At 39.1% G+C, this 22,612-nt stretch carries 17 protein-coding genes and 1 pseudogene; 13 read left to right on the top strand and 5 right to left on the bottom strand.

Translation table 11 applies throughout. The features are described 5' to 3' along the window. Nucleotides 1-71 precede the first annotated feature (71 nt). Complete coding sequence (locus V7097_RS16575) at nucleotides 72-371, top strand: hypothetical protein (protein ID WP_335704739.1); 300 nt, start codon at nucleotides 72-74, stop codon at nucleotides 369-371. 68 nt (nucleotides 372-439) lie between these two features. On the opposite strand, the gene V7097_RS16570 is transcribed toward V7097_RS16575, so the two are convergent. Continuing rightward, complete coding sequence (locus V7097_RS16570; protein ID WP_335704738.1) at nucleotides 440-907, bottom strand: hypothetical protein; 468 nt, start codon at nucleotides 905-907, stop codon at nucleotides 440-442. A gap of 171 nt (nucleotides 908-1,078) precedes the next feature. Here V7097_RS16570 and V7097_RS16565 point away from each other — a divergent pair, with 171 nt between their 5' ends. Then, nucleotides 1,079-2,812 carry an ABC transporter ATP-binding protein gene (locus tag V7097_RS16565; RefSeq protein ID WP_335704737.1) on the top strand — a complete coding sequence of 578 codons (1,734 nt, stop codon included), beginning with the start codon at nucleotides 1,079-1,081 and terminating at the stop codon, nucleotides 2,810-2,812. Nucleotides 2,813-2,894: 82 nt separating this feature from the next. Here the strand turns inward: V7097_RS16565 and V7097_RS16560 are convergent, their stop codons facing one another. Continuing rightward, nucleotides 2,895-3,794: a LysR family transcriptional regulator gene (locus V7097_RS16560; protein ID WP_335704736.1), complete on the bottom strand. Its 900-nt coding sequence runs from the start codon at nucleotides 3,792-3,794 to the stop codon at nucleotides 2,895-2,897. A gap of 131 nt (nucleotides 3,795-3,925) precedes the next feature. Between V7097_RS16560 and V7097_RS16555 the strand changes: the two genes are divergently transcribed. From V7097_RS16555 to V7097_RS16530, 6 genes are all read left to right on the top strand, one after another. Continuing rightward, nucleotides 3,926-4,969, top strand: a complete 1,044-nt coding sequence (locus tag V7097_RS16555) for a 2,3-butanediol dehydrogenase (protein WP_335704735.1) — start codon at nucleotides 3,926-3,928, stop codon at nucleotides 4,967-4,969. A gap of 33 nt (nucleotides 4,970-5,002) precedes the next feature. Next, nucleotides 5,003-5,773, top strand: a complete 771-nt coding sequence (locus V7097_RS16550) for an SDR family NAD(P)-dependent oxidoreductase (protein ID WP_335704734.1) — start codon at nucleotides 5,003-5,005, stop codon at nucleotides 5,771-5,773. A gap of 288 nt (nucleotides 5,774-6,061) precedes the next feature. After that, nucleotides 6,062-8,695 (top strand): PD-(D/E)XK nuclease family protein, encoded by a 2,634-nt coding sequence (locus V7097_RS16545; RefSeq protein WP_335704733.1) that lies wholly within the window; start codon nucleotides 6,062-6,064, stop codon nucleotides 8,693-8,695. Then, complete coding sequence (locus V7097_RS16540; protein WP_335704732.1) at nucleotides 8,692-11,943, top strand: UvrD-helicase domain-containing protein; 3,252 nt, start codon at nucleotides 8,692-8,694, stop codon at nucleotides 11,941-11,943. Before V7097_RS16545 ends, V7097_RS16540 begins: the two co-directional genes overlap by 4 nt. A gap of 67 nt (nucleotides 11,944-12,010) precedes the next feature. Further along, entirely contained in the window at nucleotides 12,011-13,000 is a 990-nt protein-coding gene (locus tag V7097_RS16535; protein WP_335704731.1) for a helix-turn-helix transcriptional regulator, read from the top strand. 66 nt (nucleotides 13,001-13,066) lie between these two features. Continuing rightward, on the top strand, nucleotides 13,067-14,446 hold the full coding sequence (locus V7097_RS16530; RefSeq protein WP_335704730.1) for a PD-(D/E)XK nuclease family protein: 1,380 nt from the start codon (nucleotides 13,067-13,069) through the stop codon (nucleotides 14,444-14,446). 178 nt (nucleotides 14,447-14,624) lie between these two features. On the opposite strand, the gene V7097_RS16525 is transcribed toward V7097_RS16530, so the two are convergent. The 3 genes and pseudogenes from V7097_RS16525 to V7097_RS16515 all read right to left on the bottom strand — a co-directional run bounded on the left by V7097_RS16525 (nucleotide 14,625) and on the right by V7097_RS16515 (nucleotide 17,257). After that, a complete protein-coding gene (locus tag V7097_RS16525) occupies nucleotides 14,625-14,996 on the bottom strand; it encodes a hypothetical protein (RefSeq protein ID WP_335704729.1) in 372 nt (123 codons plus the stop codon). Nucleotides 14,997-15,339: 343 nt separating this feature from the next. After that, nucleotides 15,340-16,077, bottom strand: coding sequence for an AAC(3) family N-acetyltransferase (locus tag V7097_RS16520; protein ID WP_335704728.1), 738 nt, complete (start codon nucleotides 16,075-16,077; stop codon nucleotides 15,340-15,342). Nucleotides 16,078-16,325: 248 nt separating this feature from the next. Continuing rightward, nucleotides 16,326-17,257, bottom strand: a pseudogene (locus V7097_RS16515) (aldo/keto reductase). A 277-nt stretch (nucleotides 17,258-17,534) separates the two neighbouring features. On the opposite strand from V7097_RS16515, the gene V7097_RS16510 reads away from it, so the two are divergent. From V7097_RS16510 to V7097_RS16490, 5 genes are all read left to right on the top strand, one after another. Next, nucleotides 17,535-17,876, top strand: coding sequence for an ArsR/SmtB family transcription factor (locus V7097_RS16510; RefSeq protein ID WP_335704727.1), 342 nt, complete (start codon nucleotides 17,535-17,537; stop codon nucleotides 17,874-17,876). A 71-nt stretch (nucleotides 17,877-17,947) separates the two neighbouring features. Then, nucleotides 17,948-18,277, top strand: a complete 330-nt coding sequence (locus V7097_RS16505; RefSeq protein ID WP_335704726.1) for an SRPBCC domain-containing protein — start codon at nucleotides 17,948-17,950, stop codon at nucleotides 18,275-18,277. Between the two features lie 222 nt (nucleotides 18,278-18,499). Further along, nucleotides 18,500-19,066 (top strand): dihydrofolate reductase family protein, encoded by a 567-nt coding sequence (locus V7097_RS16500; protein ID WP_335704725.1) that lies wholly within the window; start codon nucleotides 18,500-18,502, stop codon nucleotides 19,064-19,066. 142 nt (nucleotides 19,067-19,208) lie between these two features. Further along, nucleotides 19,209-21,449, top strand: coding sequence for an excinuclease ABC subunit UvrA (locus V7097_RS16495; RefSeq protein WP_335704724.1), 2,241 nt, complete (start codon nucleotides 19,209-19,211; stop codon nucleotides 21,447-21,449). Between the two features lie 300 nt (nucleotides 21,450-21,749). Next, complete coding sequence (locus tag V7097_RS16490) at nucleotides 21,750-22,208, top strand: hypothetical protein (RefSeq protein ID WP_335704723.1); 459 nt, start codon at nucleotides 21,750-21,752, stop codon at nucleotides 22,206-22,208. Nucleotides 22,209-22,612 lie beyond the last annotated feature (404 nt).

Genomic DNA, 22,612 nt, shown 5'->3' with positions numbered 1-22,612 from the left:
AACTTGTTCTAATTTTTATAAAGAAACCCAAGGAATTTTATATAACTGCTGATGAAAAAAATCTTATCGTTTTGCCTTCTGGAAACATAGGAATTAATGTATTTGCGAAAGCAGTAAATGAAGTAATTGATGAAAATAATAGCAAGAAGGTAAATGGTACCGTAATAAATAAAAGGTTAAAGGCTTTAGGGATTTTAAGCGAAGAAACAACTGAAAAAGGGAATACGAGAACGATTACAAATGATCAATCTGAGGGGTATGGTATTGAATCAGTGACAAGGCATTTTAATAATAGAGAATATCAACAAATCGTTTTTAACGAAGTTGGTAAGCAGTTTTTATTAGATAATCTTGAAAGGATAATGGGTTGAGGGTCAAATAGATGGATCACGGGACCTGTCCCTCCGTCCCACTTTTTATCTGAACAGGACTGATAGACTCAGTCCTGTTTTTGTTCTTGTTTTTTCATATCAAACATGCCTGTTGAAATCTCATTCAATTTATTGAGAAATCGGTTAAAGCCAAATCCGACAAAAAAGGCGACACCGACCTGTGCATATGGACCTTTAAGATTGTCGGCGAAATCAATCATTAAAATGCCGCTTTGGATTAAATTGACGGCGATGACAGCCGTACCTGTTGCAAACAGTGGAAAGAAAATATACATTATCCAATGCCGAGGATCGATAAATTCATCGTTCATATAATGCGAACAAAACATATATAGATGCCTAAGCGAGCCACCAATGGCGCCGGCGAAAAAATAATACAAGAAGGGTTCAATTTCTGATAGCTTGGGATAGGTTTCTTCAAACACTCCAACCCATAATGCACCTACTGCTAAAAAACTCCCGAAAAATAAAAAGGAAAGGTATGCTAATATCAGGATCTTTATCCATCTTTTCATAAGAACACCCCATTTTACACATCTTATGGGTGGTTAATGAAAAATGTGCTTTGGACTAGGATTGGTGTTGCACATGGGGACAATGGACCTGTTCCTCTGACCCAAATGTGTAACTTTTTTCGGTTTGATTCGTAGGTAATGGGGTAGGATTTTTATGAAGGAGTAATGCAGATGAAAAATGAAGAAAATGGGTTGAAACCGTTTTTTAGGTTGATTTTGTCGACGAATATTCCAAAGGCTGCTTTAACCATTGGGTTAGTAGGGAGTATTATTACGACGTTTGTAGGTCTTTCGATTCCGTTATTAACACGGGAGCTTGTGGATGGGTTCTCTGGGATATCCCTTAATGTCACACTCGTTGCGGTGATTGCGGCCGTGTTTATTTTACAGGCTGTTATTGACGGAGTGTCGACCTACATGCTTGCTGCGGTTGGTCAACGGATTGTTGCCAGATTGCGGGAGAAAATGTGGGAGAAGCTTATTCGATTGCCAGTCAGCTATTTTGATAAGCAACAAAGCGGGGAGTCTGTGAGCCGAGTAGTTAATGATACGGGAATCGTAAAGGATTTAATCTCACAGCATTTCCCGCAATTTATCACAGGGGTCATTTCAATCATCGGTGCGATCATCATCCTCCTGGTTATGGACTGGAAAATGACGCTACTTATGCTCATTTCGGTTCCGCTCACAATGATGATTATGATGCCACTTGGTAAAAAGATGGCGAAAATCTCACGCGGGTTACAGGATGAAACCGCGACATTTTCAGGGAAAATTCAACAAACGTTCAGTGAGATTCGCTTAATGAAATCATCAACAGCTGAAGGATTTGAACAAGAAAAAGGAGTAAGCGGTGTACGTAACCTACTTACATATGGGTTAAAAGAGGCAAGGATTTTTGCGCTAATTGGCCCAATTATGTACACGATGGTCATGATTGTCATTGTTATCATTATCGGGTATGGGGGAATTCGTGTCGCAAATGGTTCCATGACAACAGGTTCACTTGTTGCATTCTTGCTTTATTTGTTTCAAATCATTTTTCCAATCACATCATTTGCAATGTTCTTCACTCAGCTTCAAAAAGCAAAAGGAGCCACCGAGCGAATTATTGATATCATCGAGCTTCCGTTAGAGGAAGGGCAAAATGGAAATGACATCGATATTTCAAATTTACCAATTCAAGTTGAACATGTTTCCTTCGCCTATAGTGAAGAAGAACCAGTCATCCAAGATGTATCGTTCGAAGCGAAGCCAGGTCAAATGATTGCATTTGCAGGTCCGAGTGGTGGTGGGAAAACGACGATGTTTGGTTTGTTAGAACGTTATTACGAGCCTACAACTGGTGAAATTCGTATTGGGGACACCCCAATTCAAGAACTATCATTAGAGTCTTGGCGAAGTCAAATTGGCTATGTATCACAAGAAAGTGCGATGATGGCCGGAACCATCCGTGATAATTTGTGCTATGGACTAAAAAATGCAGAACTAATTTCGGATGAACGACTATGGGAAGTCGCAAAAATGGCCTATGCGGATGAATTTATTCGAGATTTCTCACATGGATTAGACACAGAAGTAGGCGAGCGCGGTGTAAAATTGTCAGGTGGTCAAAGACAACGAATTGCAATTGCAAGGGCGTTTCTGCGAGATCCAAAAATACTTATGATGGACGAAGCAACCGCAAGCCTTGATAGCCAATCAGAAAGCATCGTTCAAGAAGCATTATCCCGCCTAATGGAAGGACGCACCACTTTCGTTATTGCCCATCGCTTATCAACAATCGTGGATGCCGATCAAATCATTTTCATTGAAAAAGGAATGGTTACTGGAAAGGGAACGCACCAGGAATTGATTGCGGAGCACGAATTGTATCGGAGTTTTGCGGAGCAGCAGTTGACATAGAGTTTGAAACAGAGGACTAGGTTCATTTACCCTATTGGGTCAATTGAACCTGTCCTTTTCAAAAGGTCATAAGTATTCTAACTTAATTTAGCATTTGATTAACCTCGTTAACATACCGGTTTGCTTCCTTCGAAAGAATATTATCATTTTTCTTGATCCACCCAAATCGAAAGGAGGTGTCGATAAAATCTGCTAATTTTATCGCTGACATTTGGTCAGTTGCATCGTTCATCGTAAATTTAGTAGATATATCATGTCCAATCGTGACTGCTCCTAGCTCTAGAATCCCTTTATAAATTACATCTAAATTTGTTGTTTTTAAGAAAATATCAATTGGACCATATAATCTTTGGAAGTTTGCTATAAAATTTTCGACATATTCATCTTTGTATATGACAAATGTTTGTTGTCTTAATAATTCTGGTGTAATTTCTTCTATGTTTTTAGCCAAAGGCGAATGTTTAGAGACATAAGCTAAAATTTCCCCCCTAACAACTGGTGTGAAATGAAGATCGGTTATCGAGTCAATATTTGTTTTATTAAGGGCGATGAAACCAATATCAATTTTATCATTACGTATATCATCTACTATTTCCATGCTGGCTTTCTCGTTAACTTCTATCTTTAGGGTAGTAGTGCTCCTTTTAAAAGTTAAATAGGTATCTACGATTGGGCCTGTTAAACCTGGTATGACAGAAATCCTTAGTAAATCATTACTATTGTTTATTTGATTTCTGGCTTCCTCTTTAACTTGATAAATAGCATGTAACGCTTGTTGTGCTTTTTCTACAATAATAAGGCCTTCCTTTGTTGGAGATGCACCTGCTCGACTACGATGAAAAAGTAATAGATTTAGTTCCGCTTCTAATTTCGTAATAGCTTGACTTAATGCAGACTGACTTATATTTAATGTTTTCGAAGCCTCAGCCAACGATTTTACTTTTGCAACCTCTACAATGTAGGATAATTGCTCTAAATTCATAGTTTCACTTCCTTAAGTAATACTTAACATAAGATTAATTATATTAACTTTTGCAAAAGGAATCAAAGGGTTATACTAAAAGAGTAGTAGTTTATAAGAATAGTAGTTTATAAGAATAGGGAGGGGATACCATGCAAGCAGCAGTTTGGCATGATGTAAAAGACCTACGTGTTGAGGAGATAGCAGAACCAGTCATTTCATCGGGAAAAATCAAGGTGAAAGTAGAGTGGGCAGGTATTTGCGGAAGTGATCTACATGCGTATTTACATGGTTTATCGATGGAAACGCATCCAATAAGTGGTCAAAAGCCACCGCTTACGTTAGGTCATGAATTTTCTGGAACAATTGTAGAGGTTGCGGGTGATGTAACACGTTATCAAGTTGGTGAAAGAGTTGCAATCGAACCACTCCTTTATTGCGGAGAATGTTATGCATGTAAAAGAGGCTATTATAATCAGTGTAGCAAGGTTGGCTTTGTTGGATTAAACCGTGATGGCGGTTTTGCTGAATATGTAATTGTTGATGAAACAATGGTGCATGTTCTGCCTGACAATGTTTCATTTGAGGAAGGGGCATTAGTTGAACCGACTGCGGTTTCTTTCTATGCAGTAAGAGAAAGTAAACTAAAGCCGGGTGACGCTGTCGCTATTTTTGGTGCTGGACCCATCGGATTATTAACATTACTTTCCGTTAAAGCAGCTGGTGCGACTCAAATTATTGTAATTGATTTGTCTCAAGAACGCTTAGAAAAGGCAAAAGAACTAGGGGCGACTACTGTTATTGATGGAACTCGTGATGATATTGTTGAAACGATTCTTGGGTTAACAAATGGTGGAGTTAGTGTTGCTTATGAGTGTGCTGGTGCACAGCAAACCATGACAAGTGCAGTATCTTCTGTGAAGCAAGGTGGACAAGTAATGGCAATAGCTGTGTATGCCAAACCTGTTGCAATTGATATGGGACAACTTATGTTTAAGGCAGCTGATATCACATCTACACTTGCATATAGACATGTATTTCCAGAAGTAATTGAGATGATTGCGACTGGTAGATTAGATGTGAAATCTGTTATTACAAAGAAAATTGAATTAGAAGATATTGTTGAAGAAGGTTTTAATCAGCTAATTAATGATAAAAAGCAAGCCAAAATTTTAGTAAGACCGTCAAGTAAGTAATATATCAATTTTACATAAGGAGAGGGGATTACGATGACAAACTTATCAGGTAAAGTAGCGATTGTAACTGGAGGAGCTTCTGGTATTGGATTAGCTATAGTTCAACGATTATTAGAAGCAAATGTAAAAGTAGCCGTTGCTGATTTAAATGCAGATAAGCTAAAAGAGTTAGAAGAAAACCATAAGGGGAATGTAATTGGTTGTGTCACCAATGTGATAAAAGAGAGTGATATCGAAGCACTAGTGAGCCAAACGGTTGAAACATTTGGTGGACTAGATTACGCATTTAATGTTGCAGGTGCTTCTAAAGCAGGTGCAATTGTAGACCAAAGTGAAGAAGATTGGGACTTCACGGTTGATCTTTGTTTAAAAGGTGTATTTTTATCCGTTAAGCATGAAGCGAAATATATGAAGGAACATGGCGGAGGAGCAATAGTCAACGTTGCGTCATTGAATGCGCATGTACCAATGTTTTATGGAGCTGCTTATTCATCTGCAAAAGCGGGAGTAGAAATGTTAACAAAGAATGCAGCCTTAGAACTAGCTCAGCATAATATCCGTGTAAATGCCATTCTACCAGGATTAGTTTCAACACCACTAACTAAAGGATTAACAGATGTTGAAGCAATTAACGAAGCGTATATGGAACGTATCCCAATGAGACGTGCTGGCTCACCAGATGAAATGGCAGGACCTGCATTATTCCTAGTGAGTGATAATGCATCTTACGTAAACGGAGCAAGCCTAATTGTGGATGGAGCATGGGCAGTAAGTGGTTACCCAGATTTGAGTAAATTTATTTAAGATGAATATATGGGACAGGGGAGGTCTCTTATCCCTCTGTCCATGATTGAAAGGTGTACTATTTTTGGTACACCTTTTTGTGTACAATAAAATTAGGATTATTATAATTTGGATTCATTTCTTTCTATTAAATCGAAAAAGAGATTTTGTAATGATATTAGGAGGAGGACATTGCTTTGAAGATCACACTAGGCNNCACTAGGCTACTGGCTCGATTCAGCTACCTATCCTGATGCTCTTGGAGAAAAAGAGGCAGCGGTTGGCACTGTAGTAACCGGTTTCAATGGCTTGATCGGCATTCTGGAAACTCAGCTAGGACTTACTGCCCCGAAGGCATCCGATAACATTCGAATCGCAGAATGGCAGGAACTTATACGCAAACAGGATACAGGAAATAAGCCATTCTCAAATTCATTCGCAACCGACCCATGGAATACAGCTAAAGAATTGCTGCGCCGCCGAGATGAGCTAATACTAGCGGGCTGGGATCCGACGATTCATAACGGTGGAGGCAGCAGATGGCTTGAAACGTTAGCTCAATTGGAGCTATCCAATCACAATATGACACGGGGATTACCAGATCGAGTAAGAGCCTTGGTCAATAAATTGCATGGCCAGGTCCGGTTAGATATTGAATCTGTTACGATTGTGGACGAAGAAGAATCGCTATGGGACCCATGGTGTATTCAGTTAATCGATTTATTAAAATTTCAAGGGATACAAGTTCATAAAGAAAACACACATCTCCAAAGTATAACAGAGCAACCTGCAATAACAGATCTAGCTTTACTGCAGTCAGTAATTTATGGTGAAAAATCGGCTGGTGAGGCTCACGGTGATGGAAGCTTGTTCTTAGTTCGTTCAGAACAGGAATGGGAAGCGGCAGACTTTTTAACTAGCTTGCTACAAGTTCATGACTTGGAAAAAAAAGTCTTAATTAAAGGGGAAGGATCTACTTTCCTTGATGAGCTTCTTCACAGACGTGGAGTTCCAGGATCCGGGGTTGACGCCACATCTAAATGGCGTGCTGTTCTACAAGTGTTACCCCTAACGATTGATACTTATTGGGAGCCGGTACGGGTCGACCGAATGATGGAGTTATTGACGATTCCTACCTCTCCGATTCCAGGGGAAATTCGCTATCGATTAGCTAGTGTGTTGGCTTCAAATCCTGGAATTGGCGGACCGCAATGGATGAAGGCGATAGAAGATGGGAAACAGGATTATGAGGAAGCATGGATACAAGAGGGCTGCGATGAATCAGAGGTAAAGAAGCGTCGGAAAAACATAGTTGAGAAACTTGATTTATGGGTTCGTCATGAGTATTATAATCCGAACGATGGAATGCCTTTTGAAAAATTGGCTCACATCTGTCAAAAAGTCAGTCAGTGGGCGGCGACAAAATATCATATGACAAATGACTTGATTTATTTACATGCCTCTCAGCTTGCCCAGGATTTTCTGGAAGGCGCAAAAACGCTTGGTGTTAGTAACGTAACCCATTTACAAGTTGCCCGTATCCTAGACTCTGTGTTGGGTGAAGGGTCAAAATTAGAAAGTTACAGACAAGAAGCATCAAAGTGGCATGTTGTTGATCATCCCGGCCAAATTTGGGGGATAGCCGATACGATTGTTTGGTGGGGATTTCATAAAAGTATGGAAGGGCCAAGCATTCGTACGTGGACAAAGGCAGAGAGGTCTTGGTTAAAGGACCATGGTGTCAACCTATCAGGAGAAGATGTACGCCGTAGGAGAGAAGCGGCTTCTTGGCAGCGGGCAGCACGATTAGCCAATCGTCGGTTAATTTTAATTGCTCCAGCAAAAGTAAAAGGGGAGGAATATCCAATTCACCCTTTTTGGGACGAAATTCGTTTTGCTGTAGCGAGAGATAGCAGTACTGTAAATAAAATCAGCTTTGAAGCGGTGGAACTTCGTAAACAACAGAACCCTGTCCTGTTCGGAACCGTTTTTGAGCGTACCGCTTTAAAGAAGCACACGATATCTGCGCCAATTAGAAACTGGAAGATACCTGAAAATGTCGTTTTGCCTCGGGCAGAAGAATCTGCCACAAGTTTCGAAGGGTTGATAGGCTGTCCGGTTAAGTGGACCTTTAGATATGCGGCAAATGTAAAACCTGGAACGATTTTGTCCTTGCCGAACGAGTCATTAATGCTTGGGAATCTTGGACATGTCATTTTGGAAACATTACTTACAGAAAAATCGAGTTGGCAGGAAGATGAGGTAAGAATCCGCGTTGGGGATCTTTTTGATGACCTGACTCCTAAGTTGGCGGCTACTCTGCTTGAGCCGCAAAACGGTATTCTTCGAAACGAAACTCGGTATAAATTACAAAATTCACTACAGCAATTTTTTAAAGTGTTGAATCAAGAAGGTATCCAAATTAAACATACGGAATTAGAGCTACAAAAAAACTGGAAGGACGGGGTAGAATTCAAAGGTCGATTAGACCTGGTGGGCGAAACATCGACTGGGAAAAAGATCCTGTTCGATTCGAAATGGTCAAAAAGACCAACAAACTACAAAGAGCGTTTACAAAACCTATCCGTGCAATTGACGCTTTATCATTGGCTATTAACGGAACATGAAGATGAAGAACTTCCAGTCGCTTATTTCATGCTTCGAACAGGGCACTTTTATAGCGTGCCACATGAGGAATTTCCTTCTGATTACCATGTTGAGGGACCATCCCTCATTGAATCACAGAAGGTTTTACAAAAATCGGTTGCTGATGTTTGGTCACAGCTCGCAAACGGGACGGCAATCGCACCTGGGGTTCCATCAGTATCGGAACAAGTTTCAGAGGATCTAGCTGAGGAGAATCCATTTGTGTCGGTGATTGATCCACCTTGCAAATATTGTGAATATCAGAATCTATGTGGATTTAGGAGGGTGAAGGAATGACTGGAAAGTTAACCATGTTGAGTGCTGGAGCAGGGGCTGGTAAGACTTATCGTCTTTCCGGTGAAATCTTAAAATCCATCCAGAACGGGGTGCCACCTGAAAATATTATGGCAACCACCTTTACAACAAAAGCGGCTGATGAACTGATTGAGCGAGTTCGTCTTAGATTGCTGGAATCGGGGGATGCCGATTCTGCTGCCCGTATTCTTGACGGATATGTTGGCACCATGAATAGCGTATTCGGTAGACTATTACGTGAATTTGCTCTCGAAATGGGACTTTCACCTGTTCAAAAAGTACTGGCCGAAACAGAAGCCTCCGCAATGTTCAATACAATTGCAGACGAGGTAATAATGAAATTTTACCGGGACTATCGAGAAGTATTCATCCGTCTCGGTTTAGATGACCTAGCTGATGAAAATAACTGGCGGAAAAAAGTCCTTCAGGTGTTAAAACTTGCTAGGGAGAATGGCATGGGTCCTGTTGATGTTCAAGCATGTGCAGATTATTCATGGGAGATCATGGCTGCTTGGTTGCCAGATCCTTTACCGAATCCCGATAAGCTTGATATTGCATTAAGGTCTGCTTTAAACGTAGCAAAGTCAGAACTACCAGGTGCCGATACAACGAAAACAACAGCAAAGGCAGTCGAGGCGCTGGATCTAACGCTTCGGGAGTGGGAGTGGAATGGATTCCTCTCCTGGCAGCAATGGGCGAAAATGAGCAAGCTATCACCGGGAAAGAAAAGTATGGACGCTGTTTCACCGATACATGCTGCAGCCGCGGTTCACGATCGTCATCCAAGGCTACATCAGGATATGAAACACGCGATGTATGCTGTATTTTTATGCGCATCGGAGGCAATGGAGCTCTATAAAGAGGAAAAAGGCAAACGAGGCATAATTGATTTTACCGACCAGGAATCAATGGCTTTAGATTTACTAAAGAATGAACAAAATGTTGAAGTGTTAAAGGATCGAATTTCCGCTGTGTTTATCGACGAATTTCAAGACTCAAGTCCGCTGCAAATTGCATTAAATATGCAGCTTCGCGAGTTAGCCGAAAATGCAACATGGGTAGGCGATGTCAAGCAGGCCATTTACGGCTTCAGAGGAACGGATCCCGAGCTAATGCAAACTGCGATGACCAGCATCGCTGATTTAGACATCGAAATTTTGGATGCATCTTATCGTTCACGCAAGTCACTCGTTGATTTCGTTAACGCAATTTTTGTTCCTGTCTTTGAAGCAAGAGGGATGTCTGCCGACAGAATCGCTTTGAACCCTAAGCGGGAGGACAAGCTCGAACAAGCATCGGCAGTGGAAACCTGGTCATACTCCTATTCGAAAAATGTAAAATCGGATGCTGCCCATATTGCATTAGGTGTTGAAAAAGTGTTAAGCCAAACAGATCAGTATCAAATTGTTGATAAAATAACTCGAGATCTTCGTCCGCTAAAGGGAGGGGATATCGCCATCCTTTGTAGGGTAAATGATGATTGTGTGAGGATTGCCGAAGCGCTTTCGAAACTCGGAATCCCTGCAACCGTCGGGGAAAGCGGTTTATTGGATACACCTGAAGTGGTTTTTGCAGTAGCAGCTTTCAGATATTTAGTAGACCCTAGGGATACTTTAGCGCTTGCGGAATTGATCCATTTTTCTTCCGAATTATGGGGAGAGGGACGCTGGCTATCTGATTGGCTTGATTCAGAGAAACGAGCAAACATAATCGAAACTGAGCCGATCATCCAAGAATTAGATAAGGCCCGTGGAAAAATCGTTCAAATGAGCCCATCTGAAGTATTAGACCTGGCATTAGTCATATCAAGAGCAGATGAAATTTCCTTAAGCTGGGGAAAGGGTGATCAACGGCTAGCAAACTTAGACGCCCTTCGAAAGTTATCGGTCAAGTATGAAGACATTGCAGGTACTAATGGAACAGCAGCAACAGCAACGGGATTTCTTTTATTTCTTAGTGATGCTGTAAAAAAGGACAAGGAATTAAATCTTGTCGCCGAATCCAACGATGAGAATGCAGTACGCGTACTAACGTACCACAAGGCTAAAGGGTTAGAATGGCCATTTGTCATTTTAAATTCATTAGAGAAATCATCAGAAAGAAGCAAACTGCCAGTATTCGATCAAATAATGGCCGTTAGCACCACTCGCTTTGATGTAGAGGATCCACTTCACGGACGCAAGCTTTATTATTGGCCATGGCCATACGGCAAGCAAACAAGCAAGGTAAGCCTTGATGCCCATGTACTAGATGCACCTGAACTACACTATAGGCAACAACAGCTCATTGATGAAAACCAACGACTGATGTATGTAGGAATGACACGAGCAAGAGATTACCTAGTTTTTACAGCTCGTGATTTTTCAAAAGTGAGTTGGCTTAATGAATTAACAGATGATGATGGCGTTCCTGTGATTCAAAATCTTGGGGTTACATTAGACAACCAAGAGCAGATTCTATCTGATAACAATTTCGGAAAAATTGTCGTTAAGGGAGAAGAATTTGATTGCAGGGTCAGGGTGTTAACAATTGAAGAGGAGACGGAACATATAGTTCAACATCCTTCAGTAGAGGAACATGTTTATGTTGGAGAAACTCTTGATGCGCCACCATTTGTACCGGCTAGATTTGTTCCGAGCGAGATAAAGGATGATCAAACTGAGCATGAAACTAGGAATTTGACCGAAGTTGCATCGGATGTTCTAAAGATTCATCGTATCGGAAATCGACTTCCACTATCCGGCAACCCAGACATGGCACTTCTCGGAGATATGGTTCACTCCTTTCTAGCCGTAGACGAACGGACAAGACCTCGAGAAGAGCGATTGTCAATGGCTCAAGCGATACAAGGAAGGTATGGTATTAGTGCATTAACGGCAGAAGCTATGGTGGAAGCGTCTGATCGGTTACAGCTTTTTATTGATGAAAAGTACCAAGAACTCGTGTCATTACATCCTGAGTGGCCAATTCATCTTCGGAAAGGATTGCAAAAGGCATCTGGTTGGATTGATTTACTGCTCGATACACCAAGTGGTTGGGTGATTATTGACCATAAATCATTCCCAGGTAAAGAAGCAGATTGGCTGTCACGCGGAATGAGTTACCTTCCGCAGCTTAGAACCTACGCGCAAGCCTTATCTAAGGCGACTGGACGTCCAGTTTGCGAAGCCTGGATTCATATGCCAGTAGTTGGTACGATGATTCATTTTACCGAGGACGAATTAATATAGATTGATTGTCTGCCACCTTGATAAAAAAGTGGCAGACATTTATTTGATATTGAAAGGGGTTCACTGCTTGGCTGAGATACCGAATACAACTAAAATTTTAGCGCTTAAGAAGATTTTTTTTGAAGAAACAGATGAAGAACATAAATTATCGGTAGCCGATTTAATTGATAAATTACACCTGGAATTAATGACGAATGAGCCAATCGATAAGAAACGAATCAAACGATACATAGAATCTTTAAATGAAAGTGGCTTTGAAATTCTGCAGGAAGAGGAGAAGTACGGGAAAATCGTCTACAGTCATCAGTCGAGGTTATTTGAAACATATGAACTGAGAATGTTAGTCGATGCCATTCTTTCTGCAAAGTTTGTCACAGAGGAACAGGCTACAAATATTATCAAGAAGCTGGGTCAACTAACTAGTGTACATATCGCAAAAACACTTCCAAGTGCAATCAAGTACAACAAATCGATGAATCACATTTTTCATCTAACAAAAGTGTACATTGATAAACTACACCAAGCGATAGATGAAAAACGTGTACTTTCATTTAAATATGGAAAGTTCAATATGGAACTCAAGTTTGAGCTGAATCGGAATGGCCAGGAATACCTCTACCATCCCTATGGATTAATTTGGGATCAAGGTTTTTATTATTTAATTGGTCAAAAGGATAATAAGGAAGGCCTGAGTTATTACCGAGTTGATAAAATGAGAGACGTCATGGTGTTGGATCAGCACTTCAAAAGCAAGGATTACAATATTGATGAATATCTACATACCAATTTTCACATGTTTTCTGGAGAAGGGGAATGGGTGGAGGTAGTCTTTACAGGTAAAGGACTCATGAATCCAATTATTAATAAATTCGGATTGGATGCTGACATCAAAAAGGTCGATGAGGATACCTTTATTTTAAAAACAAAAGCAATTGTTGGTGAAGGATTTTTTAATTGGCTTCGTGGTTGGGGCAGTAAAGCAAAGCTTCTTTCACCGCCATCTTTGGTCCAACAGATGAAAGAAGAAATCCAGAAAATGAATGAACTGTATAAGTAGGGTTCACTGGGAGTGACTATTTATATGTGATTATATAAGAAACTAGAAAACTCGGGGGAATTTAATTTGAAATCACTAAAACGAATGCTCTATGAACTAACGATGGATAAAGACTTTGTCGCCTTAAAATTCCTAATTGATCGTCCGAATGTCTTCCATGTTGTTGGTGCTACTCATTTAGAAACCTGGCATTCAAGGTTCTTATCCTGGCTATTGGATCCGACAGAAAGGCATATGCTGGGGTATTATCCTTTTCAGAGATTCTTAATGGCTGTTGCCGAATCAGCAGATGAAAATTTAGACAATCTTACCGATATAGCAATGCTGAACGTGAATCAATTTAGAAATCCTGAGGTCATAGCCGAAAAGGATATTAACAAACTAGATATAGATGAGCAGGAAACCAACGAGGACGTAGAAAAAAATGATGATAAAGGAAGACTAGATGTCTTTTTTAAGGTGAATATCGTCGATGAAAAAGACCCCAGTATGGAAAAAAGGCTTATTCTCGCTGTAGAACAAAAGGTATATGCAAGAGTTGATATAAATCAATGTAATAAATACTTAAGAAAGTTCGAAGAGAAGTTCAAGGACGAAACATTTCTGCTTGTAGGCTTGGTACCAAAAAGCCAAATCAAAGACTCAAATGAAGCAACGTTTGGCAGTTCAAAATGGTTTGGAATGGACTATCAGCAATTAGTGGACATTGTTTTAATGCCTTGTCTAGATAATCCTGATTTAAGTATTTTTGCCAAACCCATCATACAGCAATATTTAGACGCATTACGGATGCCTTATAAAGGAAACCGTGAGAAATTAGCTACCATTGAAGAGGAAAGAACCTTAGTTCGCTCCTTATATGATCGTTTTGAGGATGTTTTTAAGGCAATTACTAAAATCTCAAATGAAGAGGATAGCGAAGAACGAAACTATGTGAACACAGTAGTGAACGAAACCTACGGGGAAGTTTTTAGAACCATCAAATGGATTCTTCTCGAGGAGAATGACGTGGAAGAGATATGGAATTTTTCAACACCATTCCAAAGAAGCATCTATAAAAGATGGGACGAGCTTAAAATCGTCATTCATTACGAGAGTGAAGATACAGTTATTTATGCAAACAATGTACCTGAACTTTGGAAAAAGACGTTATTGTGGGTTGAAGAGCATAATCTTCCTCTTCATCAGCTTGTAGAAGAAGGTTTTATTCTTGGCGGAGGAGATAGAGGACAGCGCTATGCAATAGCATTGCAACCAATCCATAAAAACAGAAAAAAATTTGCCTCCATCCACGAGTATGAATCTATTAAAACGGGCGAGACATACTACCTTGAAACCAAAATTAATCCCGAAAGTGGTATGAAAACCATTGCTAAACTATTAAAAAAGTTAGATGTAGAAATTGAAACTCCGCTACTTGCGAACGGTGAGGAAAGTCTACTATAGACTGATAGGAATCATGAGAACTCTCGTAAACGTTGTAAAATCCAACGTTTACGAGCGATATTCTGATAGATGTTAATAGAAAGGGGGGTACTATTTGTCGCTTTTACTAGTACATAATAGATAAATACCATACCTTTTTATGCTGCATTAAATGCATACCAAAAATACCAATCTTCCATTATTTCTTATTAATTGACTCCACAACATTCTGCCCATCATCATTTTCATGGTATTTCACTACAATCAAATCATTTTCCTTAAAATCATTAATATTTGCTTCAAAGAATCTAAAAGCCATTGCTCCTGAATCCATCATTACTTCAAACGATTGATTATCAATCCAACCTGTAAAAGATCCTTCAACTGTGAGAAGTGTAGTTTTTACATTTTCTTCTTTAGGCTCCGTAAATTCAATTTCCCTTTTATATTCAACAATGATTTTTTGCTCAGCGCCAATTTTTGAATTGTCTTCAGCACTAAATTTTGATACACCCAATATTCCACCTACAATTGTAATTCCAAGAACACCCACAGCAATTAAATTTTTCATTTATGAACACTCCTTATATCATCTAAATTGTTTTACCAATGACTTAGACGACGGAATTCCCAATTAGTTACATTTTATTGGTGAAAAATTAAGCGTAAATTACTGATGGGACACGAACCTGTCCTCTTTCCCAATAGCACTAATAGATAAAAGGAAATCCCAATGAGTTTTGTGAAAATCATAATATTAACCATATAGAGTAAGGGTGTGTAAAAGGAAAAAAGGTTTTTTTAAAACATTTTATATAATACAGTTTTTATTTGAACAACAAAAGGGCCTGTCCCCCAGTGTACTAAGCATTGCTGCACACTGGGGGACAGGCCATATCTTGCGGCATCCAATATCATGAAAATATTTCGGGGTTTTCCTCTAGGATCTGATATAACAAGTCAGTCATTTTTACAGTATCACAGACTCTTACGGTTGCATCGCCAAAATGACCTTTGTACATAACTTGATTATTTAGAAAAACTTCGTCAACACGCTCATATTTTTCAGAGGTGTGACCAATATGCCTTCTTTGTGGTACAGAAATTTCTGTTTTATCAGGTAATACGGTGTATAGCTTTTCGTAAGAATCGGTTAATCGACCTTGAATATTGACCCATTCCTCAACTCCATGAATATAGGTGCATCTTCGTAAATCTACTCCTATTAACAAAATGGTCGCATTCTGATCTAGTAATTTCCCCCAACTCGATTTCCTCGCACAGGGCGTGTCAAATTTTTCATTTCCTTCAACAAATTCACGAGCACCTTTTCCTAATGCAGCTACAGAATGTGTGGGATGCCATGAGCGAACTACATTCGGACGTTTCCGGAAAAGTTCTGTTAATAGACCAACACATGATGGTGACTCATCTACATAAAACCGAGGATTCTCAGCATTAATATACGACCAAGTGTGGGTAGGGAAAACTAAAAGGCCATTTTTCATATATTCAGACAAAGCATCAAGAACGGTATCCGCGCCATCCTCTACTAAGCCAATACTTTTCATAGACGAATGAACAAGTAATGTTCCATTTTCATCGATTCCTAATTGTTTAAGATGATCTAGTAAGTCTTGTTTTGTGTACATCTCATTCTACCTTTCTATCTTTATAGTAATAGAATACCATATTTAGTTAACTAGTCTATTGAAAGGGTTTGCAGATAAAAGTGAGTGCGACAGGTCGTTGACCCAAGTGGTACGATGGACCTGTCCCTCTGTCCCCAAAAAAAAAGCAAGTCAGCTATTAAAGGCTAACTCGCTTTTGTAATGCCCCTGCCAAGGAACTTCATTTTACCACAAAGGAGAAGTAACGTTACACTTTTCCTAATCAATACTTATTTGAAAATCCGGTCAATTGCTTGAATTTCATCAGGTGTTAATACGACATCTAACGTTTTCAGATTATCTAGCACTTGTTCAGCACGCTTGGCGCCAGGGATGACAGCATCAATCTCGTCTCGGATTAGATACCATGCCAATACGAGGTGTGCAACTTCTATTTGTTTGCCATGTGCAATTTCTCGGAGTTGTTCTACTTTTTCCAAGTTCTGATGGAATGCGCCACCTTGAAGATGTGGCTTATTTTTGCGTAAGTCATTGAAGGTGGTGTCTTTATTGTATTTCCCAGCTAACAAACCGGATGCAAGAGGGAAGTAGGGAACAAACGAAATCTTATGTTCGGCTACGTATGGCAGCAATGTTTCTTCTGCAGAACGATCAATCAAGTTATAACCACCTTGATAGACATCCACATAACCATCTTTATTGGCTTCTCTTATTTGCTCCACCGAAAAATTAGATATACCAATCGCACGAATGATCCCATCCTCTTTTAAGCGTTGTAAAGCACCGACCGCTTCATCTTTAGGTGTTTTTTCATCAGGGAAATGGATATAAAATAAATCGATATAATCTGTTTGAAGCCGTTTCAAACTCTCCTCAACTGTTTGGCGTAAAAATCCGGGTGAATTACTATTAACATTTCACTACCATTTTCTCGTTGCGCACCTTTTGTCGCAATTATGACATCACTGCGATTACCGGTTTCTTTAATAACCTCTCCAATTAATTCTTCAGAACGTCCATTTCCATACCTATAGGCAGTATCGATGAAGTTAATTCCGTTATCAAACGCAACACGAACTAACTCTTTTCCTGCTTCTTCATCAAGATTTGGGTATAGATTATGCCCTCCAACAGCATTTGTACCAAGACCAATTGGGTTTATGTATAGATCGGTTTTACCTAGTTGTACTTTTTTGGTCATCTACCTTTCCTCCTCAATCTAGTAAATTAGTTCAACAAAAGATTATTTCTTTATTTTACCATCTATTATTGAAGGGGGATATCTTACAACTTTGATAAATCTAGAATCAATAGACAGAAATTTATTTTTCTAACGGGTCCTGCTGACTGGGGAAAACATTAAAACGGAGTATGAATTAGTAAATAATTTCGTACTCCGTTTTTAAAGAAATAACAACAATTTCTTAGTTTTTATATATACATTGATGTGTATATATATTTAGGTGTATATTTATAATATGAATACAACTACGATGCAATTAACATTACAGATAATATCAGAGCCGAATCGGTTTAATATTGTGGAGCTATTGAAAAAAGGACCACGCTCTGTAAGTGAAATAGTTCAGGCTCTCGAAATCGGTCAACCTCAGGTGTCACGCCATTTACGGATCTTGGGGGATGCTGGCTTGGTAAGATCCCGGACTAAAGGACAACTGCGAATATATAGCCTTGAATCACAGCCATTTCAGGAATTAGATGCTTGGTTCGATTCATACAGCATCTTATGGGAGGAGCGTCTAGAAAATTTTGAAGACTATATACTCGACATAAATCGAAAGGAGGATAAATCGCCCTAACATCTTCTTCATTTAGAACTGATAAAAGATCTAGAGGTTTGAACTAATTTGTTAGCAAAGGTGAATTTGAAATGAGAAACAAAACAAAAATCTACAAAGATAATGTGCGTAGAGAGCTTACAGTTGAACGAACCGTTGCTATTCCTCCCAATCTTGCATGGGAGGGAAGGACTAAACCAGAACATATTGCTCGTTGGCAGGGACCAAAAAAATGGACCTCAACCGTATACGAAATGAATGTTAGACCAAATGGTGTTTGGCGCTATAATTTAAGGCCTAATATCGGGGATGGAGAAGAGGCATATTGTAGAGCCGTATATCAAGAGGTTATGGAACCAAGTAGATTAGTCTATATAGACTCATTCAATGATGAAAATCACTTACCGGACTTTTACCTCTAGCCAAATATGAAACGCTTCATGAGCAAGATCACTCCGCAGTTATAATGGCTCCAGACGAATTGGCAAATGCAGTAGTGAGATTTACTTTTAACTATCAAAATTCAAATGGATTATCGATATAAACTTTTGTTGTTGGTATCCTAAAACAGTTAGGCGCATTTCTTAAATAAGTGATGTGCCTCTTATTATATGAACTAGGTGAGAGAATGGGGAGGTAGGACAATGGCAAATGGTATTATAAAACCAAGAAGAGTTATCTTAGATTTAGCGGTTACCTTAGATGGATTTATTGAGGGTCGAAACGGAGAAGTTGACTGGTGTGTAATGGACTCAGATATGGGTTTTAAAGACTTCTTAAATAGTATTGATACCATTTTATACGGAAGAAAAAGCTATGATTTATGGGGGCAATATACCCCAACAACTGATGCCCCGGATACGGAAAAAAAAATGTGGAATATCGTCCATGGTAAAGATAAATATGTGTTTTCGAGAACGCAAACCAGTAAGGATCATAAGGTGAAATATATAAATGATCATATTTTTGAAAAAGTAAATGAATTGAAGAAAAAGCCGGGTAAAGACATATGGCTTTATGGAGGAGCTAGTCTGATTACCACTTTAATAAATTTAGGACTTGTTGATGAATATAGATTATCTGTTCACCCTGTAATATTGGGAGAAGGAAAACCTTTGTTTATCGACGTAAAGCAGAGATTGAATTTGAAATTGGTTCAAACAAACAGATTTTCGTCTGGTGTTGTTCAATTAATCTATTATTCAAACTAGATATACGTTAAAATATTGACCGGTGATTGACTTGCAGGACCTGTCCCTCAGTCCCAGAACCTGTTTCCTCTCACATTCTTATATGATAAGATGGACAAGCCGCTACATAGTACGTACTAAATGATAAAGGAGATGATCATGAGTGAAACAGGAGTTTATCGAGGTTATTAATGGAAGAGAGAACAATTTGAAAAATGTTCATGTAGAGATTCCAAAAGGGAAAATAACGATTTTTACAGGGGTATCTGGTTCTGGTAAGTCATCCATTGTGTTTGATACGATTGCTCAGGAAGCGGGTCGCCAGTTAAACGAGACCTTTAGTAGTTTTGCTCGTCAGTTTCTGCCGAAATATAGCCGACCTGAGGCTGATGAAATTAATAATCTGTCCACAGCAATCATCGTGGATCAAAAACGACTTGGTGGAAACGCAAGATCTACGCTTGGGACGATTACCGATATTCATCCACTTTTCAGACTTCTTTTTTCTCGTTTCGCCGAACCGAGTATTGGTTGGAGTAATGCATATTCCTTCAATGATCCAATTGGAATGTGCCCACATTGTGAAGGAATTGGTAGAACGATAACGATAAACCTTGATGCCGCGATCGATAAGGAGAAATCTTTAAATGAAGGCGCAATTTTACTTCCAGGGTTTGGACCAGGCACATGGCAATGGAAAGCATATGCTGAATCTGGTTTCTTTGACAATGATAAAAAAATCAAGGATTATACAAAAGAAGAATATGAAAAGCTCGTGTACGCCGAAGAGGAAAAAATCGCAATCAGTTACATGAATGGTGAAATCAATACCACATATACGGGCTTGGCAGTAAGATTTATGCGACAAAATATCAATAGAGACAAAGATACATCGAAAGCCGCCGAGAAGAAAATCAAAGAATTTACTACTACTGGCACATGTCCTAGCTGCCAAGGAGCACGTTACAATGAGAAGGTCTTGTCTTCTAAAATTAAAGGCTATTCCATTTATGACCTGACAGCGATGCAGCTGGATGAATTATGTGATGTGCTTGTTCAATTTGATGATCCAAATATGAAACCGATTGTAGACGGGATTTTAGAACGTGTGAAAAATCTTTGTGACATTGGTCTGAGTTATTTGACCTTAACACGCGAAACACCTACCTTATCAGGTGGTGAGTCACAACGGGTTAAAATGGTAAAATATTTGTCCAGCAACTTAACTGGACTAATGTACATATTTGATGAACCAAGCACTGGACTTCATCCGCGCGATGTCTATCGTTTAAATGATTTACTCGTTAAATTACGTGATAAGGGAAATACGGTTTTAGTCGTGGAGCATGACCCAGACGTCATTCAGATTGCAGACCATATCATCGATGTTGGTCCGAAAGCTGGTGCTGGTGGAGGAAACATTATGTTTAGTGGAAGCTACCAGGGGTTATTGTCATCTGATACACTCACTGGTAAGTTTTTAAACAAGAAAATGGAGATAAAGGCAAACCCAAAACCAGTTAACGAGTTTTTGGAAAGTCAAAAAAGCAGCCTTCACAATTTGAAAAATGTCAGCCTTCGCGTGCCAATAGGTGTTTTTACTGTTGTTACAGGAGTAGCGGGCTCTGGTAAAAGTACGCTTGTAAATGAGGTTTTTGCAAAAGATTACCCAGATTCCATTCGTATTGATCAAAGCCAAGTACACGGTAACATTCGTTCAAATCCAGCAACCTTCTCCGGTATTATGAATTCGATACGAAAAGCTTTTTCGGATGCGAATAATGTGGAGAGTGGGTTATTCAGCTATAACTCTAAAGGGGGCTGCGAAACATGTGGTGGAACTGGTACGGTGGAGCTTAATTTATCTTTTATGGATAAAATGGAAATGGAATGTAGTGAATGTCATGGCGACCGTTACAAACAGGAGGTACTTCAATATCTTTACAAAGGAAAAAACATTGTAGAAATCATGGAGATGTCCGTCGCGGAGGCTGTGGGATTTTTTGAAGCAAAAGACATTCAGAGACAACTAAAAAGCATGGAGACAGTTGGACTTGGATACCTGTCATTAGGACAACCATTGAACACATTATCTGGCGGGGAAAGTCAAAGACTGAAACTTGCGAAAGAGCTAAATAAAAAGGGTAATATCTATATTCTAGATGAACCGACAACTGGATTGCATCTTTCAGATGTCTCCAATATTCTGCTAATTATCGAAAAATTAGTTGAGAAGGGCAACACAGTCATTGTCATCGAGCATAACCTGGACGTCATTCGAAATAGTGATTGGATCATTGATCTAGGTCCGGATGGTGGTACTGGTGGTGGAGAAATATTATACGAAGGAACACCAGCAGGTCTTAAGAATTGTGAGCGATCGATAACTGCAAAGTATATTTAAATAAATATGTGCCTGTTCCGTTTTGTGAATGTAATACTCGAAACAGGAATTGGAATTCGGAAGTAGTCCTGATTAATGGGGGCTGCTTTTTTGATGTTTCTTTGTGGTCTGTATTCTATTTCTATCACAAACTTTCGCAATGGTTGGAGCCTGTTATCTTAAGGAATTTAAGAAAAAGCGAAACTAAATGATGTTATATCCGTAAATAAAATATAAGTAAAATGGATGTTGTCAAATCTACGTAAATAAATGTAGACGGAATGAGAGTTGACATAAAGGAGTTAGTAAGGAGGTATTACGTTGGATAAACATGTAGATGAATTAATATCGATTATAAGGAAGCTGAAAAGCACCATCAGTAAAGAAAGTTGTAAAAAGCTTGATCTAAATAAGTGTGAACGAGTGGTTCAAAGGCTTGCTTCTTTTTCAGACAGCTGTGCGGAATGTCAGCAATATCTGCTTGATTTGAGGGATTATTTTATTCAACTAGAAGCGAATATAGATGGGATTGAGACGGATCTAAAACAACATAAAAAAATAATCCATGACATTGTGTCTCATCTCCAAAAGGAGCATAAGTTGGTACCTGAGGGTATGTACCTTACATTATTCATGTCGATAGGCGTGAGTTTGGGGATTGTGTTTGGATTAACGATATTTGATAATATTGGTTTAGGACTACCGATTGGAATGAGTATGGGCATTGCAATTGGTGCCGGTTTAGATGCAGATGCTAAGAAAAAGGGGAATACAATTTAGTCTCTTGGGCAAGATAGTTGTCTCGTTTTTACTTGTTTTAATGGCTCCACTTGGTGACCTTTGCATTTATGAATGAATCGAATTATATCTGAACATTGATAAACTTGGAATGAGTTATCGTAAGTACTGTTGTTCATAAGCTCTTCTTTATAACAATTCCTTATTTTTCTTATAAGAGTGTTTTAACGAAATGTAGCTTGTTAGATACCAAATAAAGCTCGCACTTAGTAATAATCCAATCAATTTGACCCATATATCTCGACTACTAGGTATACCTACAAAAAGTAGATATAACAGAGTAAATTTAACTACAAAACTGCACGTTCTATTGAAAAATATCCTTCAACTCTTTTTTATATGACTTAGAAAAAATTACAGAAGCACACGCATATGTAGAAAAAGGA

The sequence above is a fragment of the Bacillus sp. JJ1562 genome, assembly GCF_036962705.1.
Lineage (GTDB): Bacteria > Bacillota > Bacilli > Bacillales > Bacillaceae_L > Ferdinandcohnia.
The sequence above is the reverse complement of the archived record's forward strand: the minus strand, read 5'-3'. Positions and strand labels throughout refer to the sequence as shown.

Excerpts from the sequence above, each read along its gene's own strand:
- V7097_RS16570 (WP_335704738.1), bottom strand. The coding sequence starts at position 907 with ATGAAAAGATGGATAAAGATCCTGATATTAGCATACCTTTCCTTTTTA.
- V7097_RS16565 (WP_335704737.1), top strand. The coding sequence starts at position 1,079 with ATGAAAAATGAAGAAAATGGGTTGAAACCGTTTTTTAGGTTGATTTTG.
- V7097_RS16560 (WP_335704736.1), bottom strand. The coding sequence starts at position 3,794 with ATGAATTTAGAGCAATTATCCTACATTGTAGAGGTTGCAAAAGTAAAA.
- V7097_RS16555 (WP_335704735.1), top strand. The coding sequence starts at position 3,926 with ATGCAAGCAGCAGTTTGGCATGATGTAAAAGACCTACGTGTTGAGGAG.
- V7097_RS16550 (WP_335704734.1), top strand. The coding sequence starts at position 5,003 with ATGACAAACTTATCAGGTAAAGTAGCGATTGTAACTGGAGGAGCTTCT.
- V7097_RS16540 (WP_335704732.1), top strand. The coding sequence starts at position 8,692 with ATGACTGGAAAGTTAACCATGTTGAGTGCTGGAGCAGGGGCTGGTAAG.
- V7097_RS16525 (WP_335704729.1), bottom strand. The coding sequence starts at position 14,996 with ATGAAAAATTTAATTGCTGTGGGTGTTCTTGGAATTACAATTGTAGGT.
- V7097_RS16520 (WP_335704728.1), bottom strand. The coding sequence starts at position 16,077 with ATGTACACAAAACAAGACTTACTAGATCATCTTAAACAATTAGGAATC.
- V7097_RS16510 (WP_335704727.1), top strand. The coding sequence starts at position 17,535 with ATGAATACAACTACGATGCAATTAACATTACAGATAATATCAGAGCCG.
- V7097_RS16505 (WP_335704726.1), top strand. The coding sequence starts at position 17,948 with ATGAGAAACAAAACAAAAATCTACAAAGATAATGTGCGTAGAGAGCTT.
- V7097_RS16500 (WP_335704725.1), top strand. The coding sequence starts at position 18,500 with ATGGCAAATGGTATTATAAAACCAAGAAGAGTTATCTTAGATTTAGCG.